The organism is Lysinibacillus sp. NPDC096212, from assembly GCF_044763105.1.
In the GTDB taxonomy this organism is placed as follows: Bacteria; Bacillota; Bacilli; order Bacillales_A; family Planococcaceae; genus Lysinibacillus.
In genome coordinates this window covers 44380-68873 of sequence record NZ_JBIWFQ010000007.1, presented here as the reverse complement: position 1 = coordinate 68873, position 24494 = coordinate 44380, and the positions used below count along the sequence as shown (strand labels likewise).

The following is a 24494-nucleotide window of genomic DNA, read 5'->3' as shown; positions in this document are numbered from 1 at the left end:
TTTAAATTAAGGAGAGAACAATTGTGGACATTTACGTAAGACCAGGGGATTCTCTTTGGCGTTTCAGTGAAGTGTTTAAAATACCTCTTCAACTAATTATAGATTCGAACCGAAATATCAATTCTCAACTTTTAAGGGTTGGACAGCGCATTCGAATTCCAGGGTTTGTTGCAGTCAATTATCAAGTAAAACAAGGAGATAGTTTTTGGCAAATAGCCCAAAGCAGAAATCTCCCATTAGGAGCCATTTTGCTTGTCAACCCTGATCTTAATCCAAATCAATTACACATTGGACAGACAATTCGCATTCCCCAACGAATCACATGGAGGCTCGTCAATGGTAAACAAAATTATTCTTATGCGATTATGATGAATGATATCAAAAAGCTACTCGATGCTTATCCATTTCTACAAAGCTCTACGATAGGACATTCTGTTTTACAGCATGAAATTCCAGAACTTCTTATCGGGAACGGAGCTAAGCGTGTCCATTATAACGGCTCCTTTCATGCGAATGAATGGATTACGACTCCAATTATTTTAACTTTTATAAACGACTATCTACTTTCTCTCACCAATCAAAGTACAATTCGCGGTTTATCTCCATTACCACTTTACCAGCAAACAACCCTTTCTATAGTTCCGATGGTCAATCCCGATGGTGTCGATTTAGTATTACAAGGGCCACCTAATGACGACGCATTAAGAAATCAGCTCATTACTTGGAATAACGGTAGCACCGATTTCTCAGGTTGGAAGGCTAATATAAATGGTGTCGATTTGAACGATCAGTTTCCTGCAAAATGGGAACTCGAACGTGCACGAAATCCAAAAACACCTGGACCAAGAGATTTTGGCGGACAACGACCTTTGTCCGAGCCTGAGGCCATTGCTATGGCTGACTTAACAAAGAAACGCGATTTTGCCAGAGTTCTCGCGTTTCATACACAAGGAAGAGTGATTTATTGGGGTTTCGAAAATCTCGAACCGCCAGAGTCAGAAATCCTTGTTAATGAGTTTAGCCGGGTCAGTGGCTATGAGCCTATTAATTCGGCAGGCAGTTATGCGGGCTATAAAGATTGGTTTATTCAGGATTGGCGTAGACCTGGCTTTACAGTTGAGTTAGGTAGTGGTACAAATCCACTTCCACTCAGCCAATTCGACGCCATCTATGAAGAAACATTAGGTATATTCCTTGCAGCATTGTATATGTAATAAAAAGAGCCTAGAATTTGTGAAGTCGAAGTAACCATCACAATTCAATGCTAAATAAATATCCCCAATCCCCTTTTACTTCTGAAGTGAAAGGGGATTTTTTACCCTCTGATTGATTGCTTCTTGATAGTTCATCACCAAAAGTTGTGGATGACTTTTGTTAAAACGTCTACTATGTCAATAAGTTGATTGGAGTGGAGGCTGGGCGACTCCTTGGGGATTAGCGATAGAGGAACGAAGGCTAAAACCATCCTGTGATAACGCCTTCGTGACCAACCTCGGTGCTGCTGCCGCTACGTTAGCACTACGCTTTCGCGCAAAAAACATCTGTTGGCCCGAGACCCTGGAGCGAGCATCGCGAGTGAAGCGGCTCATCGGACGCCCCCAGGAAGCTCTGCTCTGCGCGAAAGCGAAGCGTCAGCGGCAAATGTTTTATCTGTGCGAAAGCGAAGCGACAGCGGCAAATGTTTTATCTGTGCGAAAGCGAAGCGTCAGCGGCAAAGCGCCCAGCCGGAACGGAAATCAACCACACGTTTTGATGATGATCCTTCTTAGCAGAAATATGGACGTATTTGGAAAAATTACTTTGACAGGTAGAGTAATGTTTGCTAATATTACTCTAACAGATAGAGCAATAAAAATTAAGTAGGTGACTTATGGTTCGAAGTGACATCATCCGCGGACACTTGGATTCCATTATTTTAAGGTTAATTTTAGAGAAAGACCGCTATGGTTATGAAATTTCTCAGGAAATAAGTATCCGCACAAATAATCGATTTCAAATTAAAGAAGCAACTTTATACGCAGTTTTTCAACGTCTAGAGAAAAAGGAAATTATTGAAGCCTATTATGGTGATGTTTCACATGGAGGCAAAAGAAAGTATTACCGTATTACCCCGTTAGGTAAAGCTTATTTAAATGAGCTAGTAAAAGAGTGGTCGGAAGTAAAAGAAATTATCGACTTATTTATGGAGGGCTTAGAATGAAAAAGATAAAAAATCATATTGATGAGCTTTTTAAAGACATTCCTCGTAATAAAGAAACAGAGATGGTGAAACAAGAAATCATTCAAAACCTTGAAGAAAAAGTATTTTATTTAATGGATCAAGGGAAAGAACAAGAGGATGCCATCAACAAAGCCATCGTGGAGTTTGGAGATATTGAGGATTTAAAAAAGGAATTAGGTGTTAAGGAGCCCGAAAAGAAAAACATGTCTAAATTAAATTTAGAATTCTCTATATGGGGTAGTGGTTTAATTATTGCATTTTTTATTTTTATTAATCTTTACTATACACCAAATACAATTTGGGCAATCTATCCAATCTTTGCAATATTATGGTGGCCATTATCTATGTACTTCGTTTGGTCACGTAAGAAATGGAGTGAATAAAACATGAAGAACTTTATTAGCTTTTCGATTGTAGGTAGTTTGATGACAATGATTTTTTTAGGAATCGTCAATTATACGACGTCACCTCAGGAGCTTTGGTTTATTTACCCGTGCTTACTTGTATTGCTATGGCCAATAACGTTATTCTTTATGTCTAAAAGAATGTATAAACAATATTCTCTTGTTTGTAGTGCCATGATTATTGCTTTTCTTATCATTGAAAATTACTTATATTCACCCGATTATATATGGTTCATTTATGCGATCTATCCAATCATCTGGTGGCCAATTCTTATGTATTTAGATGAAAAAGCAAAAACATTAAAAATTGCACTAATAGGCTGTGCAAGTACCATTATCTATTACTCCTTATTAAATATTATTTTATCCCATCCATACCCTTGGGCGATCTATCCATCATTTTTAGTAATTTGGTGGCCATTAGCTTTATACCACGCACAAAGAAAAACATTTGTAGCATTCTCTGTTACCGCTACAATTCTTATCAGTATCTTTTTTATTACAGTAAATATTGTCTCTTCACCAGGAGTAATATGGGCGTTTTATCCAATCTTTGTAGTCCTATGGTGGCCCCTTAGCATGTACTTTTATGTTTATAAAAGAAAAATGTACAATTCAACAACTACTCCTGAAAAAATCTAAAAATTTCGACTATATTTCACTTCCACAGAGGTAATTAGATGAAAAAGATAATGAAATTTATAAAATATACTGTAATAATTACAATCGTATTACTCATAACAGCGCTTTTATTCCCTACATGGACTTCCCATATTAAAGGTAATAACAGTGTAAGTGTATTAGAGCAAGTAAAGATAAATGGAAGTAATCATGAAGTTATGATACGTGGCAAAGATAAGGATAATCCCGTTATTATTTTTGTCCATGGAGGGCCTGGATGTTCAGAAATACCGTATGCCAGTAAGTATCAAAACTTATTGGAAAACAATTTTACGGTCGTGAATTACGACCAAAGAGCAAGCGGAAAATCATATCATTTTTTTGAGGATTATTCTAATCTTTCATCAGACTTACTCGTAGATGACTTATTGGCCTTGACGGATTATATATCAGATCGTCTTGGCAAAGAAAAAGTAATATTAATTGGACACTCTTATGGTACGTATATTGCAACGCAAGCTGCCTCTAAAGCTCCTGAAAAATTTACAGCATATGTTGGAATTGGACAGATGAGTGATCAAGCAGGAAGCGAGATTGACGGTTTGAATTACGTTATTCAGCAAGCTGAATACGATGGCAATGTAGAGGATGTTCTATATTTACAAGGGTTAACTGAACAAGTAGAAAATGGCGAGACGTTTATTCCACGGAAGTATATTGCAAAATATGGTGGAGCTTCAAGACTTATTGATAACCCTGATGGGAATATCATAAGTATGTTATTCAGTCGTGAGTATAACTTATTAGATGTGATTCGTTACAACTATGGGCTATCCTATTCTCAAAAAGCTCTATTAGATGAAGTAATGAAAAACCCATTACCTACTAAAGTAAAAAAACTTGAATTACCATGCTATTTTGTTATGGGTAAATATGATTATCAAACTTCATCTAACACAGCAAAAAAATACTTTGATACGATTGAAGCCGATAAAAAAGAATTTATTGCTTTTGAACAATCAGCTCATTATCCACAATTTGAAGAGAAGGAAAAATTTTATGAATGGATGTGCGATACGTTTGTGAAATAATTGGCTCTTCACCAAAACATGGGGTTGATTTCCTTCCAACCGAGTTCTTTGTTGCTGATGCTTCGCTTTTGCACAGAACAAAGCTTCCTGGGGGCGTCCGATGAGTCGCTTCTGTGTTTTACAATGACAAGAAATCAATTCTCTTAAGGATATCGATAGTAGCTCACATTATTTATTTACTATATAATTTAGTTATTAAATATTTTAATGGGCTGTGATACTATGTCAAAAAATGATCAATTGCACAATGTGGAAATCATTATGAAAGAGATGTTTGAAATACAGCATACATCGAAAATGTTTGTAAATCTTTTATCTGAGGGAGAATCATTATCTCAAAATCAGCTGATCCTCCTACTTCAACTAAAGATTAATGGTGGTATGAAAGCAACAGACATTGCTGAATTCTTTAGTGTGACACCAGGAGCCGTTACATCGATGTGCGATAAGCTGGAAAAATTAGAATTGGTAGAGCGAATTAGAGAGCAAGAAGATCGTCGTGTTGTAAAAATGATTTTAACTAATAACGGCGAATTGAAGGTTCAAGATTTATTTTTAAAGTTTCCACAGGAAAAACTGATAGACATGGCAAAAATATTGCGTGAGGTTAATCAGTTAATGAGAAAAATTTTTTAGGATTTCATAAAATTGAAGTCCTTTTTTTATTGCCCAGAAAATACATAAAAAGCTCATGGCAAATTTTTTGTTCTTGACAAAACAAAGTGACATATACTTTAATTAATATATATTTTAATTATTAAAATATATATTAATTAAATTAACATGAGGTGATTATCCGTGATTCAAAAACTACGTACAGTAACCCTTACTAATGGCAATATTACAGATTTAGCAGCGGATTGTGAGCAATTAAATATCCGTGGATTCGTTACTTTACATCAAGAGGTACGCGTAAAAAAAATCTCTACTCATGGTCATAGTTCTTTTCATTCCCACGTTGAAGCGCAGATTTTAAATAGTACAGGATCATGCTCTATAAAAGATTTTTGTGAAATTAATGAGATTAAAAATGCCGGGAGCTTAAATATGCGCAATGGGCGAGTAACAAAATTGAATAGTTCTGGGAAGTTGACCATTGAACAAAACTTACAAGCAGAACAGTTTCATGCAATCGGTCTTGTTCAAGCGAATGAAATAGAGGCTAAACATTTTCAATTAAAAATGTCTGGTGGAAATGAGATTGGAAAGCTTATTGCAGATGTGATACATGTAGAAAAAGACACGTTATCTATATCTTTTCTAAAGAAAAAGCTGAATTGTAAATATATTAAAGGTGAACAAATACATCTTTCCTATACAGATGCAGAAATCGTTGATGGAGATATTGTAGCAGTAGGCGATAATTGTCATATACAAACACTTTATTATACAAAAAGCTATTCGATTGCTAAAAACGCCAAGGTGCAGCAAATTATACGGAGGGAAAAGGAATGACATTCATAAAAATCATTCAAGGCTTTTTTTGCTCATTAGCCCTTCTCGTATTATCTATCCTCTATGCAGGGCTAGTCTTAAGCGCATTACTATCAATAGTAGCCGGCATTTTGCGAACATTCGGCTTGGAACAAATACAAATGAGCATTTGGAACGGTGTTGAGCTTCCGATCGCTTTCAGCATTTCTCTAGCACTCTTGGTTTCTTTGTTGCTGTTCTTTTGTTCAATGTATATCAAACACTCTATCCAATTTTGTTTTTCCAAGCTTAAATTTTAAAATAAGAAACACACCTTTTGTTTGATAATAAAAGGTGTGTTTCTTATTTGTTTAATAATCATTAATTGTACGCGAGGGTCTAATTCATCTCCCAAAAATGGAGCTCCCTCAAACTTTTCAAATTCCTCAATTGCTATCTCTTCAACAATTGCTTGTTGTTGTTCTTCATTAAGAGTCGAATATTCGCGGATATACTTCATTAGTATTTCTCATCATGCTGTCCATTCAACTATTTTCATTCAATCCTCGTGTATTTGTCATTAATTAATGCCTATTTTAATATATTAGTTAATATGGATGAAAATTCCCACTGCAACTCCATTTGTGAAATAAAAAAATAGAACCTTCCATCCAAAATTAGAATGAAGGTTCTATTTTATTTTGTAGAAACAAACGCTTAAATCCTTTGTTTCTACATCTAATTTTATTTTAAACGAAGCGCTTCGTCTGTTGTTTCGTTAATTTCTTTAAGAAGCTCTGGATTTTCTACTAATGATTTGCCGTATGATGGGATCATTTCTTTAAGTTTTGACTCCCACTCGTTAACATGTTGAGGGAAGCATTTATTGATTACCTCAAGCATAACGTGAACGGCAGTAGAAGCACCAGGAGAAGCTCCAAGTAATGCAGCAATTGAGCCATCAGAAGCACTTACAACTTCCGTACCAAATTGAAGCGTTCCTTTACCACCAGCTTCAGTATCTTTAATAACTTGTACACGTTGACCAGCTACAATAATATCCCAATCATCGCTCTTAGCATTCGGGATGAAATCACGTAGCTCTTCCATACGTTGTTCTTTAGATAACATAAGTTGTTGGATTAAATATTTTGTTAATCCCATCTCTTTAACCCCTGCCGCTAATAACGTTGTAATATTATGCGGTTTTACAGAAGCAAATAAATCCATATTTGAACCTGTTTTTAAGAACTTAGGTGAGAAACCTGCGAACGGTCCAAATAATAAAGATTTTTTGTTATCAATATAGCGTGTATCAAGATGCGGAACAGACATTGGTGGAGCACCAACTTTAGCTTTTCCGTATACTTTCGCATGATGTTGTTCAGCAACTTCTTGGTTTTTACATACTAAGAATAATCCACTGATTGGGAATCCACCAATATGTTTTCCTTCAGGAATACCTGATTTTTGTAGTAATTCTAGGCTTCCTCCACCAGCTCCAAGGAAGACAAATTTTGCTGTATGGTATTCCATTTTACAGCCATTTTTGTCGTGCACTCGTACTTCCCATGAACCATCGCTAGTACGTTTCATGCTTTCAACACTATGATTGTAGTTGATATCAACGTCTTGAGTTTTTAAGTGGTCGAATAACATACGTGTTAATGCACCAAAGTTAACGTCTGTACCAGTGTCAATTTTTGTCGCAGCGATAGCTTCATCTGCTGGACGATCTTGCATAATAAGAGGAATCCATTCCTTTAGTTTTTCTGGGTTATCAGAAAATTCCATACCTTGGAATAAAGGATTTTTTGTCATCGTTTCATGACGTTTTTTTAGAAACTCTACATTGTCTGCACCTTGTACTAAACTCATATGAGGTAAAGGCATAATAAAGTCTTGTGGATTACTGATCAGTTGGTTGTTCACAAGATAAGACCAAAACTGTTTTGAAAGTTGGAACTGCTCATTAACTTTAATCGCTTTGCTAATATCGATTGATCCATCTTTTTTCTCTGAAGTGTAGTTAAGCTCACAAAGTGCCGCATGCCCAGTTCCCGCATTATTTAATTCGTGAGAACTTTCTTCACCAGCTTTATCGAGCTGCTCAAACACTGTAATTTTCCAATCTGGCGCTAATTCTTTGAGCATTGTTCCCAAAGTAGCACTCATGATTCCGGCACCAATTAAGATAACATCTGATTTAATTTGTCTGTTACTCATTTTTACCTTCCTTATATATTAAGATTTGCAGAAAGGATGTAAAGCTCTCCTGCTTAGATGTCTCAGTAAGCCTAGGAGTAACCTAGGAGTACACCTTTTCTGTATCAATTATTACCTTATTGCAGTGTATCATAATTACATAAAGATTAAAATATCAACTATCTATATGAGAGTTATGTGCATTTTTCGAGCCTTTCCCTTAATAAATCAAGAGAAAAACCTCCTATTCCACCACAAAGAAACCTAACCTTTATTTAAGTTTTATGGAATAATTGACCTAAAATTGGCTAGCATTTTCATATAATAATGAGGATTTTTTTAATATTATATCTATATAATAACATAAAAATATGGAACCAGTCTTGTTTTTGCACCAGCTCCACTACATATAAAAACACACCGAATTTTCTTAATACTTTCTAGCGTAAACTTATTTCTTTTATTCTAACCAAAAAACCGAATCTCATCCTATTTTTCGACAGGGCTTTTTATTTTCCAACCATCTATTTTGAAACCACCCATCTGATTAAATACATGGTTTACTACCTCTTCATATGCCTCCATCATCTTTTGTTTGTCCGTTTCAAGTAATGCTTTTAAAAACATTTCTTTAAATATCGAATCAGGAAAAACATTTTTTAGATATTTTTTAATAAATGCTGGCTCTATAAGATAAGAATGTACTTGATAGTATGGAATGCTTTCTAACTTTAAGAACTGACAGTACTCAGAAAATAAATTAGCTAATGAGTTAAAATACACAAAAGGGAAATCCACTCTTTGTTGTTCAAAACAATCCTTTAAATTATCTAGTGAATCCCATAGTGTATATTTTTTTATTTCTAAAACTGTTTTATTTAGTTCATCATAGTCATTGTTTATCCAATGTTCCGCTTCGATTTTTAACTCATTAAGTATTCCCGTGTTATCAAATAGAATCTTTCCTGTAATGAATTGAACCATGGACATTGTTCTATGGATTTGAAAATCTTCTTGAAAGTATTTGCGAATTTGTTTTGGTGGATTAGCGAAATATTCTATAAGAAAACCTTTAACAATTCTATTCCCTCTCTCTCGCCAATCAACATCTTCAGATAAAATAATATGTACATCTATATCAGAAAGCTTTGAAGGATCTCCCGTTATATAGCTCCCACATACGAGTGCCCCTACAACATCATTTCGGTTCTTCCAATCTTTTAAAAACTCTTCAAGTGCCATTTGCCATTCTTCCATAAAACTATCATCACCTTTCTTAAAAATTGAGCTTTGGAATATCTCATATATTCAATATTTATCAAAAAAAACCTTTAACTTTGTAAATGAAAAAAACACAGCATTATTAGCTGTGTTAAATTATAAAAAACATTATCTTTTTTATTGATGTTCCCTTTAGTTATAAAGAAATATATCCGTCGTTTTCAGGATCTTTTGTTCAATTAGATGATTATCTCAATTGTTTTTAAAATGATGCCGTTATTCTAATTAGAACACCCATCTAACCTTTATTTTTTTCTAGTAGTTGCTCTATTTTATGATCAGCACGTAGTAAGACTTGCTTTATTTGTTTAATCTCATTTTCTCTTTGAAGCATTTGCTTATACTTATTTTGAAATAATATTTTCAGCTGTTGAACGTTCTGAATTTCCGCTTCTGTCAATTCATCATTTTCATCAGTATTTTGCGACCATTCAAAAAGCATTTTAATTTCTTGAAGTGAAAAACCACATTGCTTTAGTTTAAGAATTGCACTAATGATTTCAATATGTTCCTCGTTATACTCACGATGTTTGTTTTTTATTTCCGGATGTAATAGACCCATTTTTTCGTAATAACGAATCGTATCTTTACTAAGATCCGTACATGTAGCAAATTCACCAATTTTTATGATCATCACCTACTACACTATAAATTTATAAACCAATAATAGCAGTATACAATGGAATATGAAGCGAACGATATGGTGACTATATCTTAGTTGTTTATTTGTCAATAGCCCTTCCGCAACTGCGAATACATGTAACAATACAAATTCAAGGATTAGCAACACCAGTACCAGAGCTTTGTTTGGTATAAATATCGTTAAAAGAATACCTATAGATAAAACTACAAATAAGAATGTTCGTATTTGATATCCGTGCTCTTTCCATTGATACAAGCCTGCAATCCCTGTTAATAATGCGTATACCCCTATCAATACATAAACAATAATATCCATTTACATCACCCCATTCTTTTAATACTTTCACTTTAAAAGATGGAGTTAACTCCATGTCAACAGATTTTAATCAAAAGAGCCACAATCAATCTTCTGGATCTACTACCTATCGTTAGTACAAGAAATATACTGCTGTTGCTAATGAAGTTATAAAGCCAATTCCAACTATGAATAAAAGAGTTTTATAGCTAGCCTCTGTGTCCTAGAAAATGTCAGCTAAACGGTTTTGAATAGACTCTGGTAATAGTTGAAAGAACAATCCTTCATATTTGATATCGAGTATCCCAGCAATGACAATAATAATAATGATGAATAGTAAAAGGGGTTTCTTATTTTTAGAAATCCACTTCAATAGGCTCCCCTCCTTTGAAAAAAGAACATTATAGTTTGTAAATTAAGTATATATTGATTCATGTCATATAGAAACCTAACCTTTGATAAATAAAATCATTATCTGTCACCCAAATTAGAGATGTTACATAAATTAAAATGACGCTGTACTATATTATAAAATTGGTTTTCTTTTAGTAATTGAATTCAAATCAGTTCCTTTGGGTAAACAATAATCAAAGCTTTTGTCTCACCAATGATCGATTTAGATTTTATAAAGAAAGGAATAGCAATGGTAAACTTTAAATCATTTCGTGGGGTCGTTACACAGATTGATGATTTTCCGATCGGGCAAAACGGAGAAAAGGAAGGTTGTTATAAACTTATGACGGTAGAAGATAGTACTCAGGGCATCGTTAATTTTGTCGTCTCACCTTCTACTTATTTTGTAAACCAAGAAATTGTAACAATCGGTGATCAGATTACTGGATATTATGATGGGAATGCACCTGTTCCTTTGATATATCCACCTCAATATCGAGCCCTCGTTGTCGTAAAGGAAAATAGCTTTCAAAATGTCAAAGTCGACTTTTTTAATAACCAATTAGTGAGTAGTGATGGCCAATTACAACTAAATCTTTCTGCTTATACACTTATCTTGCTCAAAAATGGGCAACCTTTTTCAAAAAGCCCCGCAAATCGAAACTTAATTGTTATTTATGGTCCTACTACAAGAAGTATTCCTGCACAAACTACACCATATACAATAATTGTTTGGTGTTAACTAAAAACAAAAGAAAATATTTCCCAGGAAAGAGTTCGATCTTCCGCGTTACGCTCTCTACTAACTATACTTTTTCAAATCGACGGATTACATTCTGTTACTCAAAACATTATGTTTCCTCATCTGTACAACATTTCACATAAAGACCAACAGCGCATTATATACAAGCAAACAAAATGAATAAAAATAAGCGGCTTAAGTCCTTTAGATTATAGGGCTTAAACCGCTTAAAGCATTATTTTTATTTCTTCTATCTACTGTTTGCCTTGCATTTCGTGTAATTGCTGCTTAATTTGCTCTAAGTATTCTTTATTTTGTTGGACTGTATCCAAATGCTCACCAAATTGCTTTGCATTCATGAATGCATTTTCTGCATGTTCGATTTGATTGAAAGCATGCTCAAGCGCTATCTCCTCCGGATGTGACTTTGCATGCTTCAACAAACGCTCTGCCTTTTGGACAGAGTTCCCAAACAAAGTGCTTGGATGATCCTGTTTCCAGCTCATATCTGAGTGCTTAGCCAATTTTGCCTCTTCCCTTCGTGCAAATTTGATAAATAATCTAGATATAGTATTGGAAAATGTGCAGAAAATATGTACGGAAAAGTTAGTGAATATCTATGCATTAATGAGTGAAGAACAAGTTTAAGAAAAAGGAGACCGTCTAAAATGATCGGTTTCCTTTAGCAAAGCTTTTTACTTCACTTTCTAGAATTAATCGCACTCGATACGGTCCTTCAAGTACATTTCCTCTAAAGCGTATCGACTACAAATTTTCTTTAGCCATCTTTTTATTGGCAGTATGATTGCTTTCTATCCTTTTGCCCTTATTTTTCCTTTGCTAATAGGCTAGCTTTTTGGACAAGAACTTTTTTTCTCTCTCTATTCCTTAGTACGGGCAATATTTATAAAATCCTTCTTTTGGAAAAAAAGTGTGCGAAATCAATTTAAATTCACATACCTTTTTTATCTATTGGTACAAATATTCATGAAGAACGGATCTATATGATACTATTCTTCATGAATAGTTTAAATGTAGAGAGACATTCCTTTGTTACCTACATCCTATCAATCAATCTCACCTAGAATTCAGGTAAAAATCTTTCATTTCAATTAAGGAGAGTAAACATGAACAACAATAAGGACAACACAGAAGTCATCTTACTTTCTGACCCATCCGAATGCTTGATGCATCCGTTTTATAATAAACAAATCGTCTTTACTGGTGCCCTTTCCACTATGACACGTTCAGAAGCTGCGAAAAAAGTACGAGCTTATGGAGGGATTATGCAAGGGGCAGTTACGCAAGATACAGATTTCCTTATTCTTGGGGACAAACGTCGCGGTATAAGTACGAAACAATTAAAAGCTGAGAAATTGATTAGCCTTGGTCTAGACATTCAGATTATTATTGAGGATGATTTTATTTGGCTCATTTCAATGTAAAAAGAATATCTACCACATCTTTCAAAGAAGATTTGCCTCAAATATAAATTCATCTCATCTAAAAAGGTATGCAAAACAACTATGTTCACATACCTTTTCACATATTTTATTCCTCAAACTTATGAAAAACTTCTCCCTAATAAATCTACATGAGTTTAATTTGAGAGCTTACACACAACATATTTCAGTAGGGCTAAAACGGATTAACTAAACAAAGTTTAAAAAAATAGCACGGCTTAGTTTACTACACAATCGGAGCTCTAATATAGAACATATCTTATAGTATCCTAGCAAAAGGAGGTGATAAAATGGCGCAAGTTCTTGATTACCAAGCAACTGAACCTCTAAGTACGTTTAACCCAGAAACTGCTTTTCCAATTCCACAGGCTCCATTTAGAGTTCTTTTAGCTTCGATTCAAATAAACATCCCAGGCACCGCTTCAAGAAATAATAACGTTGAGCTACTTGCAAGCGTTGGTGTGACGGGAGTTACAAATATTTCTCAACTTGTATTTAGAATCTTCCGTAACGGGAAAGAAATCTATAATACTCAAAATGGCGCAGAATCAGCTGGTTCAGAACAAAACTATATCTTTACATTCCAAGCTATTGATTCCAACTTACCAGCTGGCACTAGCTTCTATCAGGTTTTTGTTGAGAACATTACACCTAACACACAAGCAAATATTGTTGGACCGATTTCTTTTAGTGGCTTAGCAATAAAAAGTTAACGATAATAGCTCTTACCATGCATCTTGATTATGTTTATGCCCAGTACAAGTTTGTGGCATACACGATCATTTTTTTAGCGTGTTGATCGATGAATGAGATGCATGTTTTATATAAAGATTTAAAAAAATAAGCTGTATAGAAGTTATTAAAAATCAAACTTTCTATACAGCTTATTTTTTCTTTTATATTAGAGGTCATTTCATCAATTTTGAGAAATTGTTAAAAAGTATTCTACAACAAATTGGCGAAACTGCTTAGCAATTGGTGTAAAGTAGCGTTTTTCGGACCAGGTTAACCCAATAGTTCGTTGACAAGCTGGTTCCCTTGGGGGCTGGTCAAACTTAGCCGCACAAGGATTGTTTTTACTCATTTACCTTTTACTCGCTCTCATCGTCGGCTGGATTTCAAGTCATATCCAGCATAAAGATCCATCTGTCTAATAAGTACATACTTTTTAGAAAGACTCCTTTCTTATTTCCGTGTTTTTTTGTATAACATCGTCTACTCTATAAAATGAAAGTGCTCTATTTTTATACTGCGCTTAGATATAGGTTTAATGAAGATTCTACTTCCGTAGCTACTAGTTCAATAAAATCACGATAATCTTTAGTCGTATGTGCTTTATCTAAAGCATTATAATAAGCTAGTCGGTTTTCTACTTTAATAATAATTGGCGGATATCCTGATTTCATTAACTCTAGGTTTAACAACAATCTAGAAGTTCGACCGTTACCATCAATAAATGGATGGATACCGACAAAAATCGCATGCAGCATCGCACCACGTTCTATTGGATGTAAACTTTGCGCATCCCCTTCATACCATTTCATTAATTGATCCATCTGTTCTTGAATCTTAATCGCCTCTGGTGGTGTATGGACTGCCCCCGAAATAAATACTTGCTGATTTCGGTACACGCCCGCATACTCATCATCAATTCTCTTTAACACTAATCGATGTAAATTTTTTATTTGCCACTCTGAAAATGGCTCTTCTTTTCGCACAATATCCTCAACATACGATATTGCATCTCGATGGTTAATTACTTCTAAATGCTCTCGCATCGTTTTGCCTCCGACAGTAATTCCCTCAAGCACTACCTTAGTTTCGTTTATCGTTAGCGTATTACCCTCGATTGCATTCGAGTTATACGTCCATTCTAAAAACAACTTTTCACGCAAACTTTGCACCGTATATTTCGGTAATGGTCGCTTAGCATCCAATGCCGCCTTCTTTTCATCTATTCTTTCAAACACAAGCTCACCACCTTTTCTTGTTAATTAAATCTTACTTGAAACGTTAAATTTATTATAGTTTAAACCCTATTTACAGTTTCACTTCTTTTAAGTAAACGGTCGGTTAAATGACGTTAAAGGAGATAAATAAATTGAACGGGCTGAACAATCTTTCGTGTAATTCGATAGTATATCAGGATAGGGCTATAAATAATCATTTTAAATTTTTCTAACATAGGATGCGAAAAATCTGCTAAATAAAGTGGTGGATTGTTCGGGTTAAAATAGCACTTGGTTTTTATCGATTGGCAACATCTTATTTTTATGCTCGAAAGCTTTCTGTGTATTTTAATGCAAGCTGCGTTCGGGAAGTTACTTGAAATTTTCGATACAAATTTTGCAAATGCTTCTTTACTGTATTTTCGCTGACATATAAATAATTGGCGATTTCTGCATTTTTAAATCCTTTACATAAATACATTAACAACTCTTTTTCACGTTGTGTAGTTTGCAATGACTCGTCTGGCTGAACATATTGATGTAATAAATATACATTTTCAATTGTCCGTTTTACATACAATAGCTTTTGACTATCCTGCTCTGTAAATGGTGTTTCCCCTTTTTTTCGCAAAAAGCCAATAGCCGCTGTTGGCTTTTGCTGATTGTACAGATACATAACCATTTCATCTATAAAATCATTTAATTGTAAAAAGCGTTCAACATAATACCGCTTTTTCTTCATCGATATTACTTCATTTCGTTGCATTAATTGAATATCGGGTTGGTTTCGCATATTCACTGGGTGTAAAGGATCATAATATTTATATTCATGTAGATAATTTTGTACCGTATCTGTTTCTACATTGAAACAGATAGGCTGTTCATTTAACTCCCCATCCGTAACTTCCCAAAATACCGTATGCTCATATTGAAAACATTCACTCAATACTTGCAACATATTCAATTTAAAGTCTTCACTTGTTTGTTGCATATTCATATTCGAAATCTTAAACGTTGCTTCTAATAAATACTTCACCTCTTTTTGCTCACACAATATCAATCCCCCCAATTCCCTATTTTAAATCCATATATTCTCGTTAAAAACAAATTATCCTTTCGGGTAATATCAATTCTTTTCATCTCAATTTAAAATGAATTTGTAAGTCAAAACTATAATGAGGTGATCAGATGGAATTACAAGAATATGCTTCATATGACGGTCTTGGATTAGCGGAGTTAGTAAAAACAAAGCAAGTGACACCACAAGAACTTACAAAATTAGCGCTACAAGGGTATTGATAAGGTTAACCCTTCGATTAATGCCGTTGTTAGCGTGTTAGAGGAACAAGCTGAAAAAGAAATTTCAACTTTAAATGATAATCAACCATTTGCAGGTGTCCCATTTTTAATTAAAGAAGTTGTACTCCATGCAGAAGGTGTGCCACATAGTATGGGCAGTCGTGTTGCAGAAAATGCTGTAATGTCTGTCGATAGTGAATTAATGAAACGTTTTAAAAACGCTGGTTTTGTGTTAAGCGGTACTACCACAACACCAGAGTTCGGCTATAATGCAGCAACGGAAGCTGTCATTTATGGTCCAACACGTAACCCATGGAATCTAAACCATAGCCCTGGTGGTTCAAGTGGCGGTGCAGGTGCTTCTGTCGCAAGTGGTATCGTCCCAATCGCACATGGTAATGATGGAGGCGGATCCATTCGAATTCCTGCATCATGCAGTGGTGTCGTTGGCTTAAAGCCTTCACGTGGTCGCGTGCCAATGGGGCCTTATAATAGTGAGGCATTAAATGGACTAGCCATTGAATTTGCGTTGACAAAAACCATTCGTGATACCGCTACATTACTGGACCAAGTAGCTGGACCAGACTTAGGATGCTACTCGATTATTCAAAGTCCAAAAATGCCGTACAGTAAAGCCATTCAGCAAAAGGTACTTCCACTGAAGATCGCCTGGACAACAGAAACAAATTCTGGTGCATTCGTTGATCCGGAATGTATCGAGGCCGTACATAAGGCCGTAAAATTATTAGAAGAATTAGGGCATGAAGTAGTCGAAGCTCGACCAGTTTACGACCAAGCACCATTTTCACGTGCAACGGTAGATATTTGGACAGCGAATATTTATAAAATGATTGTGGGGGCAGCGGAATTAACAGGTAAAACACCTTCACGCGATAATATCGAAGCAGCCATTTGGCAATGCTATGAATATGGCAAAGACTTAAAAGCTAGCGCACTTTTAGAAGCCATTAATACGAATGCACTTGTATCACGTCAAGTAGCGACATTCTTTGCAGATTATGATGTGCTTTTAAGTCCAACAATCGGCACATTACCAGCGAAAATTGGTGAGCTAAATGCGGATAATCCAAACATCTCGGCGATTGAATGGACAGAGCAACTATTCACATACGCGCCGTTTACCAATTTGTTTAACGCAACAGGTCAACCATCGTTATCGTTGCCACTTGCGATGAGTGCGTCTGGCTTACCTATCGGGCTACAATTTACAGGACGCTTCGCAGATGAGTTAACCCTTCTACAGCTTGGGAAACAATTAGAAGAATCTGCTCCATGGAAAGATCGTAAACCACCCGTACATGTAGGTGCAGAAATTGCGGAAATCGCGACAACATAAAAAAAGAAGGTACAAGATTTTTTCTTGTACCTTCTTTTTTGCTAGTTTACGGACATGAATTTTCTATAAGCAACTACACCACCGACTATGCCTACAACTGTTGCCTTGATAGGATTAATTGAAAAAAATAATGAATTACTGTAGTCATTTCTCATTTGAAAGTTCTACTTTTTTATTAAATTACTAGGAAGATAGATTTAATCTATCTTTGATAATCTGATACTAATTATCAATAATTCAGAATATTTAAATATTAGGATATTCGGATTGGTCCCCTTGTGATAAATTGGAAATATCACACTAAATCGCAAAGTGTGACAACTAAAAGCAGAGGGGGAAATGAGATTTGAAAAAGTTTAAGTTTACGAAGTTCTTAAGTAGTATTCTAACTTTCGTTATGGTGCTTTCTCTATTGGTTCCATTGTCGAGTGCTAGTGCTGAAGAATCGAAACCATTCAAGCAGGATAGTCAAAGTGAAAGTATAATTCAACTAAAGGCTGCTATCGCTGAACAGCTAAGCTTGTCTAAAGATGGTCCAACTCTACACGAAAGCTTACAAAATGTATCAGGCAATCAAGATGTTGCAGTCATCATTCATTTATCTGAAAAGCCTGTGGCACTAGAGCAAGGAATGAGCCAAGTCAAAGGCCAAAAATTCTCTAATGCCCGAGCAAATGAAGTTCGTTCAAATGTAAAAGCACAACAAGCAAAAGTTAAAAAAGAGTTAGCTACTAAAAAAGTTCAGATGACTCAAGGATACACATTTGATACTGTTTTAAACGGTTTTGCGGCAACTATGAAAGCAAGTGATCTCCCGAAACTGCTTACAGTAGAAGGAATTACATTAATCGAACCTGATGCAATTGTTTATGCATCAGAAGATAATAAGATGAAATCATCGGAACTTATTAAGGAAGATCAATTAGAAGCTCAAATGAATACAAGTAATTCTTTCCTTGGCATCGAACAGCTTTGGAAGGAAGGAATTGAAGGACAAGGAATAAAAGTAGCAGTATTAGATACTGGTATTGATGCAGATCACCCTGAGTTTGCTGGGGTTTACAAGGGTGGGAAAAACTTCATTCCATATTCAGCAACTTACACGAAGCCTCGGGCAGATAACGATGCATCGGAAACATTGCCCTCGGAGCGTCCAGTGGGGACACCTGAATTTAATGAAAAGGGAAGCTCGTTCTATACTTCTCACGGTACACATGTTGCTGGAATAATTGCAGCAATCGGAGCTAACGAATTCGGTATTAAAGGAATAGCTCCAAAAGTAGACCTTTATGCTTACCGTGTTCTTGGGGCGTACGGAAGTGGAGCTACATCTGGTATTGTTAAAGCAATTGAAACTGCTGTAATAGAAAAAATGGACGTTATCAACCTTTCACTTGGCGGGGGAGCTAACTCTGAAACGGATGCTGGTTCATTTGCTATTAATAATGCAATGATGGCTGGAACAATCGGAGTAATTGCAACAGGGAACGATGGTCCAAATCGCGGAACAATGGGCACGCCTGCAACCGCTCGTTTAGGAATTGCTGTTGGTAACACATCAAATCCTGAAACAATGTATAACGGGGAAGTGAATGTTACAGTTGGCAACTACAACTTAACAAAACAGCTTCCATTAATGGGAACCACTTTTGCGAAAAATTTAGCAACACAGCTTCAAGGAGAATTTGACCTAGTTGCTGTTCCTGGAAACGGGGAAATAAAAGACTTTGAAGGAATTGATGTAAAAGGTAAAGTGGCATTGATTTCTCGTGGCAGTATCGCATTCGTTGATAAAATTGCGAATGCAAAGGCAAATGGAGCAGTCGCAACAATTATTCATAACTTTGCTGGTGGAACGAATGCACCGAACATTTCAGGCACATTCCTTGGTGATTCATTTGATTTTCTGCCAACATTTGATATGTCCCAAACAGATGGCGATGCAATTCGCGCTGCATTAGCAGGCGGAATCGGAAAAGTAAGCTTTAGTAAATTTGCTTCCACAAAGACACTAGGAGATGATGTAAACTCTTCAAGTTCACGTGGACCATCTACACCAAACTTTGATATTAAACCAGATGTAAGTGCACCTGGAACAAACATTATGTCAACGATTCCAATGTATAAAAAAGATTTCCCTGATGCAGATTATGGGGAAGCATATGATCGTAAAACAGGAACTTCTATGGCAACACCACATATTACAGGTATTGCTGCATTAATTAAACAAGCAAACCCTGATTGGAACACGTTCGATGTAAAAGTGGCGCTTTCTAACACCGCAAAGGTTTTAGATAAAACAACATACGATGTGTTTTCTCAGGGGGCAGGGCGTGTAAATGCTTATGCAGCAGTTCATCCGGAAATTCTTGCCTATGCACTTGATAGCGCAATTTTAGATGGAACTGGTGCAGTTACAGAAAACTTGAAAGGTACAGTTACTTTCGGTCCACAATCACTTAAAGACCGGGATATTTCTGTAACGAAACAAGTTTTAGTAAAAGATATTAAAGGGAACGGCGGCAATTATAACGTATCAATTGATGTGACAAAAACATTTGGTGATGCAACTGTTACAGTAGATCAGCCGACATTTAATCTAGTTGGTGAGCAAGTTTTAAATATTACATTAACTGCTTCACAAGCTACGGCACCAAAAGGCTCTGAAATACTAGGGTATATTTACATCAGCGGTGGAGATACAGAAATCTCATTGCCATTTGCAGCTGACTTTGGTGGCGCAGCAGTAACTGAACTTAAAGATTTTAAGATTACAGAAACAGACCTATCCTTTAACGGAGATGGAGTGAAAGACTCAGCTGTACTTTCATTCACATTAACTGGAGATGTAACAACTAACTATATCGAGCTTTGGGATATTATGAATCCTGAAGGTGGCGAATACGGAGACGGCTACATTGGTTATCTACATGCAGGTACTGCGCTAGGAAAAGGCTCTTATACGCTGAATGTTGGTGGGCAGTACAAACCATGGGGATCAGAACCTGCCACAACGATTCCAGATGGCCTGTATACAATTGACTTCACCGGTCTTGCAGCATCAGGAGTAGTTTCCGGTTATGTTGGACCAATTTTCGTGAAAACGACTAAACCAGAAATTACTGGTTCAGTAGCTAAAGGTGTCGCTACAGGACAGGTAACAGATAAGTATATCGACTACAATGAAGAGTTATATTTATACGGTTTAAATTACAATTTAAATGATAAATTAAAAGCTTCCTATATTTCGACGGTAAATGGCGAAGTACAAGCGCCAGTTGCTTTTAAATTAAATCAAGACGGTAGCTTCACATTCCCAGTAACAGCAGAAACTAATGCTGTATCAGTAATAATTAATGACGCTGCCGGGAATGTTGGTGAAGCATTGATATATGAAAAAGAAGTAGTAGAACCAGTAGTAGCACTTTCTGTAAATCCAACTAAGCTAGACCTAACAGCTGGAGAAACTGCACAACTTACGGTAACAGAAACGTCAACGCCTGCAGTAGGTGAGGCAACAGAGGAAGACGTAACTTCAAAAGCTACTTATGTTGTTGGAGATGAAAATATTGCAACAATAGTAGATGGCTTAGTAACTGCAGTAGGTGAGGGCACGACTACAATTACTATTTCATACGGTGATAATAAAGTTACTGTAAATGTGACAGTTAAAGCATCTGTTGTAAAAGAACCAATAGTAACACTAGAAATTGACCAAGCTCAGGTTGAAACTAGAATAGGTAAAGAAGTTACAGTTAAGATTACTGAAGTAACTACTTTTGATGGTAAAACAACAGAAAAAGATGTTACAAAGCTTGCAACCTACGAAGTAGCGAATGATAAAATAGCTACTGTAAAAGCAGGGGCTGTAAAAGGAAAAGGTCAAGGTAAAACGACGATTACGGTAACGTATGGTGAGCATACACTAACATTTGATGTGTTGGTTGTAAAGCCAGGGAATGACAATGGCAATGGCAACGGCAACGGCAATGGCAATGGCAATGGCAACGGCAATGGCAATGGTAATGGCAACGGCAATGGCAATGGCAATGGCAATGGCAATGGCAATGGCAATGGCAATGGCAATGGTAATGGTAATGGTAATGGTAATGGTAATGGTAATGGTAATGGTAATGGCAATGGTAATGGCAATGGCAATGGCAACGGCAATGGCAATGGCAATGGCAATGGCAATGGCAACGGCAACGGTCATAATGAAATTACCGAGTTATAATTTAATTTCAGTTCAAGCAAAAAGAGAAATTGCACAGCGCAATTTCTCTTTTTGGTATTTATTATAAAGCAATCCCTTTAAAAAGATTATCTCCTACTAGATGCATAATAAAACCGCACTTACTTATGATACGGTTCTCCCTTCATAATCCTAAAACTTCTATAAATCTGCTCCACCAAAACAAGCTTCATTAGCTGATGCGGTAATGTCATTTTTCCAAAGGATTGTTGTTCATCAGCACGTTTCAACACATCATCATGTAAACCAAGGGAGCCGCCAATGACGAACGCGATTTTACTTTTGCCGTAGGTCATGAGGGATTCGAGATCTGCCGACATTTGTTCAGAGGTTTTCATTTTGCCGTTAATGGCTAGGGCGATAACGTATGTATCTGGGCTGATTTTAGATAGAATACGTTCACCCTCTTTTTTCTTTACAATTTCCATCTCTGCTTCGCTTAGCTGCTCGGGTGCTTTTTCATCTGGTACTTCAATTAAATCCATTTTTGCGTAGCCACCGAGACGTTTTACGTATTCATCTATTCCCATTTTTAAGTACTTTTCTTTTAGTTTTCCGACTGATACAATCGTTATATTCACACGTTATCCACCTTTACATTTCATTTACAAACAAATTATCCACAAAAGTTATCAACATATCCACAAGTGATTCCTATATCTTGTGTAAAGTTATTTACTTGATACAAGATATTCTGCAGGTCGTTCACAGTAGCTACATTTTGTGGATAACTTTTTATCCTCTTCGATTTTATCCATAATTGGGAACTCTTTTTGCTCAGCCACAAACATGTCTAAAGCGTGTTCTATATGGTTTTCACAGCTGTATTTTTCCATTTTTGCACCTCTTCTTATTTTCCGAAATTTCCACAAACTTATTCACAATTCAGTCTATGTTATCCACAATCTATTGTAACAAAGGTCAGGCGAGTATGGAAGAATAGGCTTTCTACCGCCACTCGCAGTGTATATGTTATTATTCACAATTTTCTAGTTATCCACAATATTTTCTAAATCATCCTTAATAATTCATTCGATGCCTTCGAATATTTTTAACGCATCATTAATAATGTGGGGTTGATTTCCCGTTCCGGATGGGTGCTTTCCTACGGGCGTCCTATGAGCTGCTTCACTCGCGATGCTCGCTCCAGGGCCTCGGGCCAACAGATGTTTTTTGCGCGAAAGCGTAGTGCAACGAAGCGACAGCACCTAGGTTGGTCACGAAGGCGTTATCACAGGACGTGATGGCTTTAGCCTTCGTTCCTCTATTGCTGATCCCCAAGGAGTCACCCAGCCTCCACTCCAATCAACTTATAAAAATGGCATACATGATAACAAATATTAGTATCAACTTTTGATGATAAATAATATCTTTAAATTCACAAAAAAAAATCAGTGGAGATCTTATAATCTCCACTGATTTCTAATTTACAATGAATCGCTATTTGTTAATGTTAGTGATAGATCCACTAATTTACCTTGGCGGTATACTTTCATCGTCAATTTATCACCAATTTTTTTGTTAATATATAAATGCTTGCGCAAATCGATTGATGTTTCGATTTTTTCGCCATCCATTTCAACTATTACATCGTATTGTTGAATGCCTGCTTTTGCAGCTGGAGAGTTAGGCACAACATTATCAATAACAACACCTTTTGTAACATCATTTGGCAATTTTAAATTTTGTTGATAGAATGACGGAATATCCGTTAAGTCTGCTAATATTTTAATACCCATTGTTGGACGTTTCATTTCACCATTTTTCTCTAATTCCTCGATAATAGGAATTGCTGAGTTAATCGGAATGGAGAAGCCTAAACCCTCAACAGAGGATTGTGCAATTTTCATGGAGTTAATGCCGACTAATTCACCAGCAATGTTTACAAGTGCACCACCACTATTACCAGGATTGATTGCTGCGTCTGTTTGTAATACTTCTTGTTGCCAATCTATAGTGCCATCATTGTTTATGTCAACTGGTACAGAACGATCCTTACCAGAAACAACACCTGTAGTAACAGAACCATAGAATTCTAAGCCCAGTGGGTTACCAATCGCAATTACTGTTTCACCTTGTTTTAATACATCAGAGTTACCAAATGTCGCTACTGTCTTAACATCTTTAGAGCTGATTGAAATGACTGCTAAGTCTGTCCAAACATCGCGACCAACTAATTGTGCCACTTCTTTCGAACCATCTGGCATTGTTACTTCTAACTGCTTTGCACCTTCAATAACATGGTTATTTGTCACGATAAATGCTTTATCGCCTTGAACTTTGTAAATAACACCTGAACCACTCCCTGCAGCCTCTTCTGACGTGGTTGTCGGGTTCCAGAATCCTCCACTTTTCACTTCTTGAATATTTGTAATCCCTACAACGGCCCCTGAAGCCTTATCAACTGCTTTCGTAACATCAGTTGTCACTTCTGTTGCAACTTGATTAATGGTTGTTTCATTTTTATTACCATTACCTGCGCTACTTGTTGTTGTACCAGGCATTTGATTAACAAGTCCAGGCATCATGAGCCAAACGAGTAAAGCCCCAATGATGACGCCGATAAAACCGGTAAATAAATAACCACCTTTACCTCCGCCACCGCCTTTCTTTTTATGACGTTTCTCTTGCGTTTCTCGCTCCTCTTGTTCGAGTCGCTCCTGAAGAGGTGACTTCTGTATTTCATCATTTTTTAATAAATCATTATTTTTATCATCATCTTGAAAATAGCCCATTTTCCTCATCCTTTCCCTTATTAGTATTTGCTAGTTGTTACCCTAATATTACAATTCAAACATTAAAATCAGATGAAAAATAAATAAAATGGACATAAAAATGGCTGTTCAATACATTTTCTATAAAATGT

The 24494-nt window shown here is 36.1% G+C and carries 26 protein-coding genes and 1 pseudogene; 13 read left to right on the top strand and 14 right to left on the bottom strand.

Annotated elements, in window-relative coordinates:
• Nucleotides 1-23 precede the first annotated feature (23 nt).
• Nucleotides 24-1214, top strand: a complete 1191-nt coding sequence (locus tag ACIQ7T_RS09255) for a M14 family metallopeptidase (RefSeq protein ID WP_402869911.1) — start codon at nt 24-26, stop codon at nt 1212-1214.
• A gap of 177 nt (nt 1215-1391) precedes the next feature.
• On the opposite strand, the gene ACIQ7T_RS09250 is transcribed toward ACIQ7T_RS09255, so the two are convergent.
• Entirely contained in the window at nt 1392-1589 is a 198-nt protein-coding gene (locus ACIQ7T_RS09250; RefSeq protein ID WP_402869909.1) for a hypothetical protein, read from the bottom strand.
• A 281-nt stretch (nt 1590-1870) separates the two neighbouring features.
• Between ACIQ7T_RS09250 and ACIQ7T_RS09245 the strand changes: the two genes are divergently transcribed.
• From ACIQ7T_RS09245 to ACIQ7T_RS09215, 7 genes are all read left to right on the top strand, one after another.
• A complete protein-coding gene (locus tag ACIQ7T_RS09245) occupies nt 1871-2200 on the top strand; it encodes a PadR family transcriptional regulator (protein ID WP_053482886.1) in 330 nt (109 codons plus the stop codon).
• Complete coding sequence (locus tag ACIQ7T_RS09240) at nt 2197-2604, top strand: permease prefix domain 1-containing protein (protein WP_370077861.1); 408 nt, start codon at nt 2197-2199, stop codon at nt 2602-2604. The genes ACIQ7T_RS09245 and ACIQ7T_RS09240 overlap by 4 nt, the downstream gene beginning before the upstream one ends.
• A gap of 3 nt (nt 2605-2607) precedes the next feature.
• Nucleotides 2608-3267 carry a hypothetical protein gene (locus ACIQ7T_RS09235; RefSeq protein ID WP_370077863.1) on the top strand — a complete coding sequence of 220 codons (660 nt, stop codon included), beginning with the start codon at nt 2608-2610 and terminating at the stop codon, nt 3265-3267.
• 38 nt (nt 3268-3305) lie between these two features.
• Entirely contained in the window at nt 3306-4337 is a 1032-nt protein-coding gene (locus tag ACIQ7T_RS09230) for an alpha/beta fold hydrolase (RefSeq protein ID WP_370077865.1), read from the top strand.
• Nucleotides 4338-4559: 222 nt separating this feature from the next.
• A complete protein-coding gene (locus ACIQ7T_RS09225; protein WP_402869906.1) occupies nt 4560-4973 on the top strand; it encodes a MarR family transcriptional regulator in 414 nt (137 codons plus the stop codon).
• A gap of 162 nt (nt 4974-5135) precedes the next feature.
• Nucleotides 5136-5792, top strand: a complete 657-nt coding sequence (locus tag ACIQ7T_RS09220) for a hypothetical protein (protein WP_370077869.1) — start codon at nt 5136-5138, stop codon at nt 5790-5792.
• Nucleotides 5789-6070 carry a hypothetical protein gene (locus ACIQ7T_RS09215; RefSeq protein WP_402869905.1) on the top strand — a complete coding sequence of 94 codons (282 nt, stop codon included), beginning with the start codon at nt 5789-5791 and terminating at the stop codon, nt 6068-6070. Before ACIQ7T_RS09220 ends, ACIQ7T_RS09215 begins: the two co-directional genes overlap by 4 nt.
• Here ACIQ7T_RS09215 and ACIQ7T_RS09210 read toward each other — a convergent pair.
• The 6 genes from ACIQ7T_RS09210 to ACIQ7T_RS09185 form a co-directional block, all read right to left on the bottom strand.
• A complete protein-coding gene (locus ACIQ7T_RS09210; protein ID WP_370077873.1) occupies nt 6067-6270 on the bottom strand; it encodes a hypothetical protein in 204 nt (67 codons plus the stop codon). The two genes, ACIQ7T_RS09215 and ACIQ7T_RS09210, sit on opposite strands and share 4 nt — an antisense overlap.
• 224 nt (nt 6271-6494) lie before the next feature.
• On the bottom strand, nt 6495-7976 hold the full coding sequence (locus ACIQ7T_RS09205; protein WP_370077875.1) for a malate:quinone oxidoreductase: 1482 nt from the start codon (nt 7974-7976) through the stop codon (nt 6495-6497).
• Between the two features lie 468 nt (nt 7977-8444).
• Nucleotides 8445-9212, bottom strand: a complete 768-nt coding sequence (locus ACIQ7T_RS09200; protein WP_370077877.1) for a nucleotidyltransferase domain-containing protein — start codon at nt 9210-9212, stop codon at nt 8445-8447.
• A gap of 262 nt (nt 9213-9474) precedes the next feature.
• Nucleotides 9475-9870 carry a MerR family transcriptional regulator gene (locus ACIQ7T_RS09195; RefSeq protein ID WP_370077879.1) on the bottom strand — a complete coding sequence of 132 codons (396 nt, stop codon included), beginning with the start codon at nt 9868-9870 and terminating at the stop codon, nt 9475-9477.
• A 6-nt stretch (nt 9871-9876) separates the two neighbouring features.
• Nucleotides 9877-10194, bottom strand: a complete 318-nt coding sequence (locus ACIQ7T_RS09190) for a hypothetical protein (protein ID WP_402869904.1) — start codon at nt 10192-10194, stop codon at nt 9877-9879.
• A 202-nt stretch (nt 10195-10396) separates the two neighbouring features.
• Nucleotides 10397-10546 (bottom strand): hypothetical protein, encoded by a 150-nt coding sequence (locus ACIQ7T_RS09185; RefSeq protein ID WP_370077883.1) that lies wholly within the window; start codon nt 10544-10546, stop codon nt 10397-10399.
• A 270-nt stretch (nt 10547-10816) separates the two neighbouring features.
• On the opposite strand from ACIQ7T_RS09185, the gene ACIQ7T_RS09180 reads away from it, so the two are divergent.
• Nucleotides 10817-11308, top strand: a complete 492-nt coding sequence (locus ACIQ7T_RS09180) for a hypothetical protein (protein ID WP_370077885.1) — start codon at nt 10817-10819, stop codon at nt 11306-11308.
• Between the two features lie 254 nt (nt 11309-11562).
• Here the strand turns inward: ACIQ7T_RS09180 and ACIQ7T_RS09175 are convergent, their stop codons facing one another.
• A complete protein-coding gene (locus ACIQ7T_RS09175; RefSeq protein WP_402869903.1) occupies nt 11563-11832 on the bottom strand; it encodes a hypothetical protein in 270 nt (89 codons plus the stop codon).
• 603 nt (nt 11833-12435) lie between these two features.
• Here ACIQ7T_RS09175 and ACIQ7T_RS09170 point away from each other — a divergent pair.
• Nucleotides 12436-12753, top strand: coding sequence for a BRCT domain-containing protein (locus ACIQ7T_RS09170; RefSeq protein WP_370077889.1), 318 nt, complete (start codon nt 12436-12438; stop codon nt 12751-12753).
• A gap of 308 nt (nt 12754-13061) precedes the next feature.
• Nucleotides 13062-13484: an exosporium protein C gene (locus tag ACIQ7T_RS09165; RefSeq protein WP_370077891.1), complete on the top strand. Its 423-nt coding sequence runs from the start codon at nt 13062-13064 to the stop codon at nt 13482-13484.
• A gap of 203 nt (nt 13485-13687) precedes the next feature.
• Here ACIQ7T_RS09165 and ACIQ7T_RS09160 read toward each other — a convergent pair.
• From ACIQ7T_RS09160 to ACIQ7T_RS09150, 3 genes and pseudogenes are all read right to left on the bottom strand, one after another.
• A pseudogene (locus ACIQ7T_RS09160) lies at nt 13688-13807 on the bottom strand (LysR family transcriptional regulator); the annotation flags it as partial.
• Nucleotides 13808-14015: 208 nt separating this feature from the next.
• Nucleotides 14016-14741: a Fic family protein gene (locus tag ACIQ7T_RS09155; protein ID WP_402869902.1), complete on the bottom strand. Its 726-nt coding sequence runs from the start codon at nt 14739-14741 to the stop codon at nt 14016-14018.
• A gap of 301 nt (nt 14742-15042) precedes the next feature.
• Nucleotides 15043-15774, bottom strand: coding sequence for a response regulator transcription factor (locus ACIQ7T_RS09150; protein ID WP_370077895.1), 732 nt, complete (start codon nt 15772-15774; stop codon nt 15043-15045).
• A gap of 279 nt (nt 15775-16053) precedes the next feature.
• On the opposite strand from ACIQ7T_RS09150, the gene ACIQ7T_RS09145 reads away from it, so the two are divergent.
• Both ACIQ7T_RS09145 and ACIQ7T_RS09140 read left to right on the top strand, forming a co-directional pair.
• On the top strand, nt 16054-17376 hold the full coding sequence (locus tag ACIQ7T_RS09145; protein ID WP_402869901.1) for an amidase: 1323 nt from the start codon (nt 16054-16056) through the stop codon (nt 17374-17376).
• Nucleotides 17377-17722: 346 nt separating this feature from the next.
• Entirely contained in the window at nt 17723-21610 is a 3888-nt protein-coding gene (locus ACIQ7T_RS09140) for a S8 family serine peptidase (RefSeq protein WP_402869900.1), read from the top strand.
• 119 nt (nt 21611-21729) lie between these two features.
• Here ACIQ7T_RS09140 and rlmH read toward each other — a convergent pair whose 3' ends face one another.
• The 3 genes from rlmH to ACIQ7T_RS09125 all read right to left on the bottom strand — a co-directional run bounded on the left by rlmH (nt 21730) and on the right by ACIQ7T_RS09125 (nt 24363).
• A complete protein-coding gene (rlmH, locus tag ACIQ7T_RS09135; protein ID WP_370077901.1) occupies nt 21730-22209 on the bottom strand; it encodes a 23S rRNA (pseudouridine(1915)-N(3))-methyltransferase RlmH in 480 nt (159 codons plus the stop codon).
• A gap of 90 nt (nt 22210-22299) precedes the next feature.
• Nucleotides 22300-22464 carry a CxxH/CxxC protein gene (locus ACIQ7T_RS09130; protein ID WP_049662644.1) on the bottom strand — a complete coding sequence of 55 codons (165 nt, stop codon included), beginning with the start codon at nt 22462-22464 and terminating at the stop codon, nt 22300-22302.
• Nucleotides 22465-23055: 591 nt separating this feature from the next.
• The gene (locus ACIQ7T_RS09125) at nt 23056-24363 is read right to left on the bottom strand and encodes a S1C family serine protease (RefSeq protein ID WP_370077903.1); all 1308 of its coding nucleotides are present in this window, start codon (nt 24361-24363) and stop codon (nt 23056-23058) included.
• Nucleotides 24364-24494: the final 131 nt, after the last annotated feature.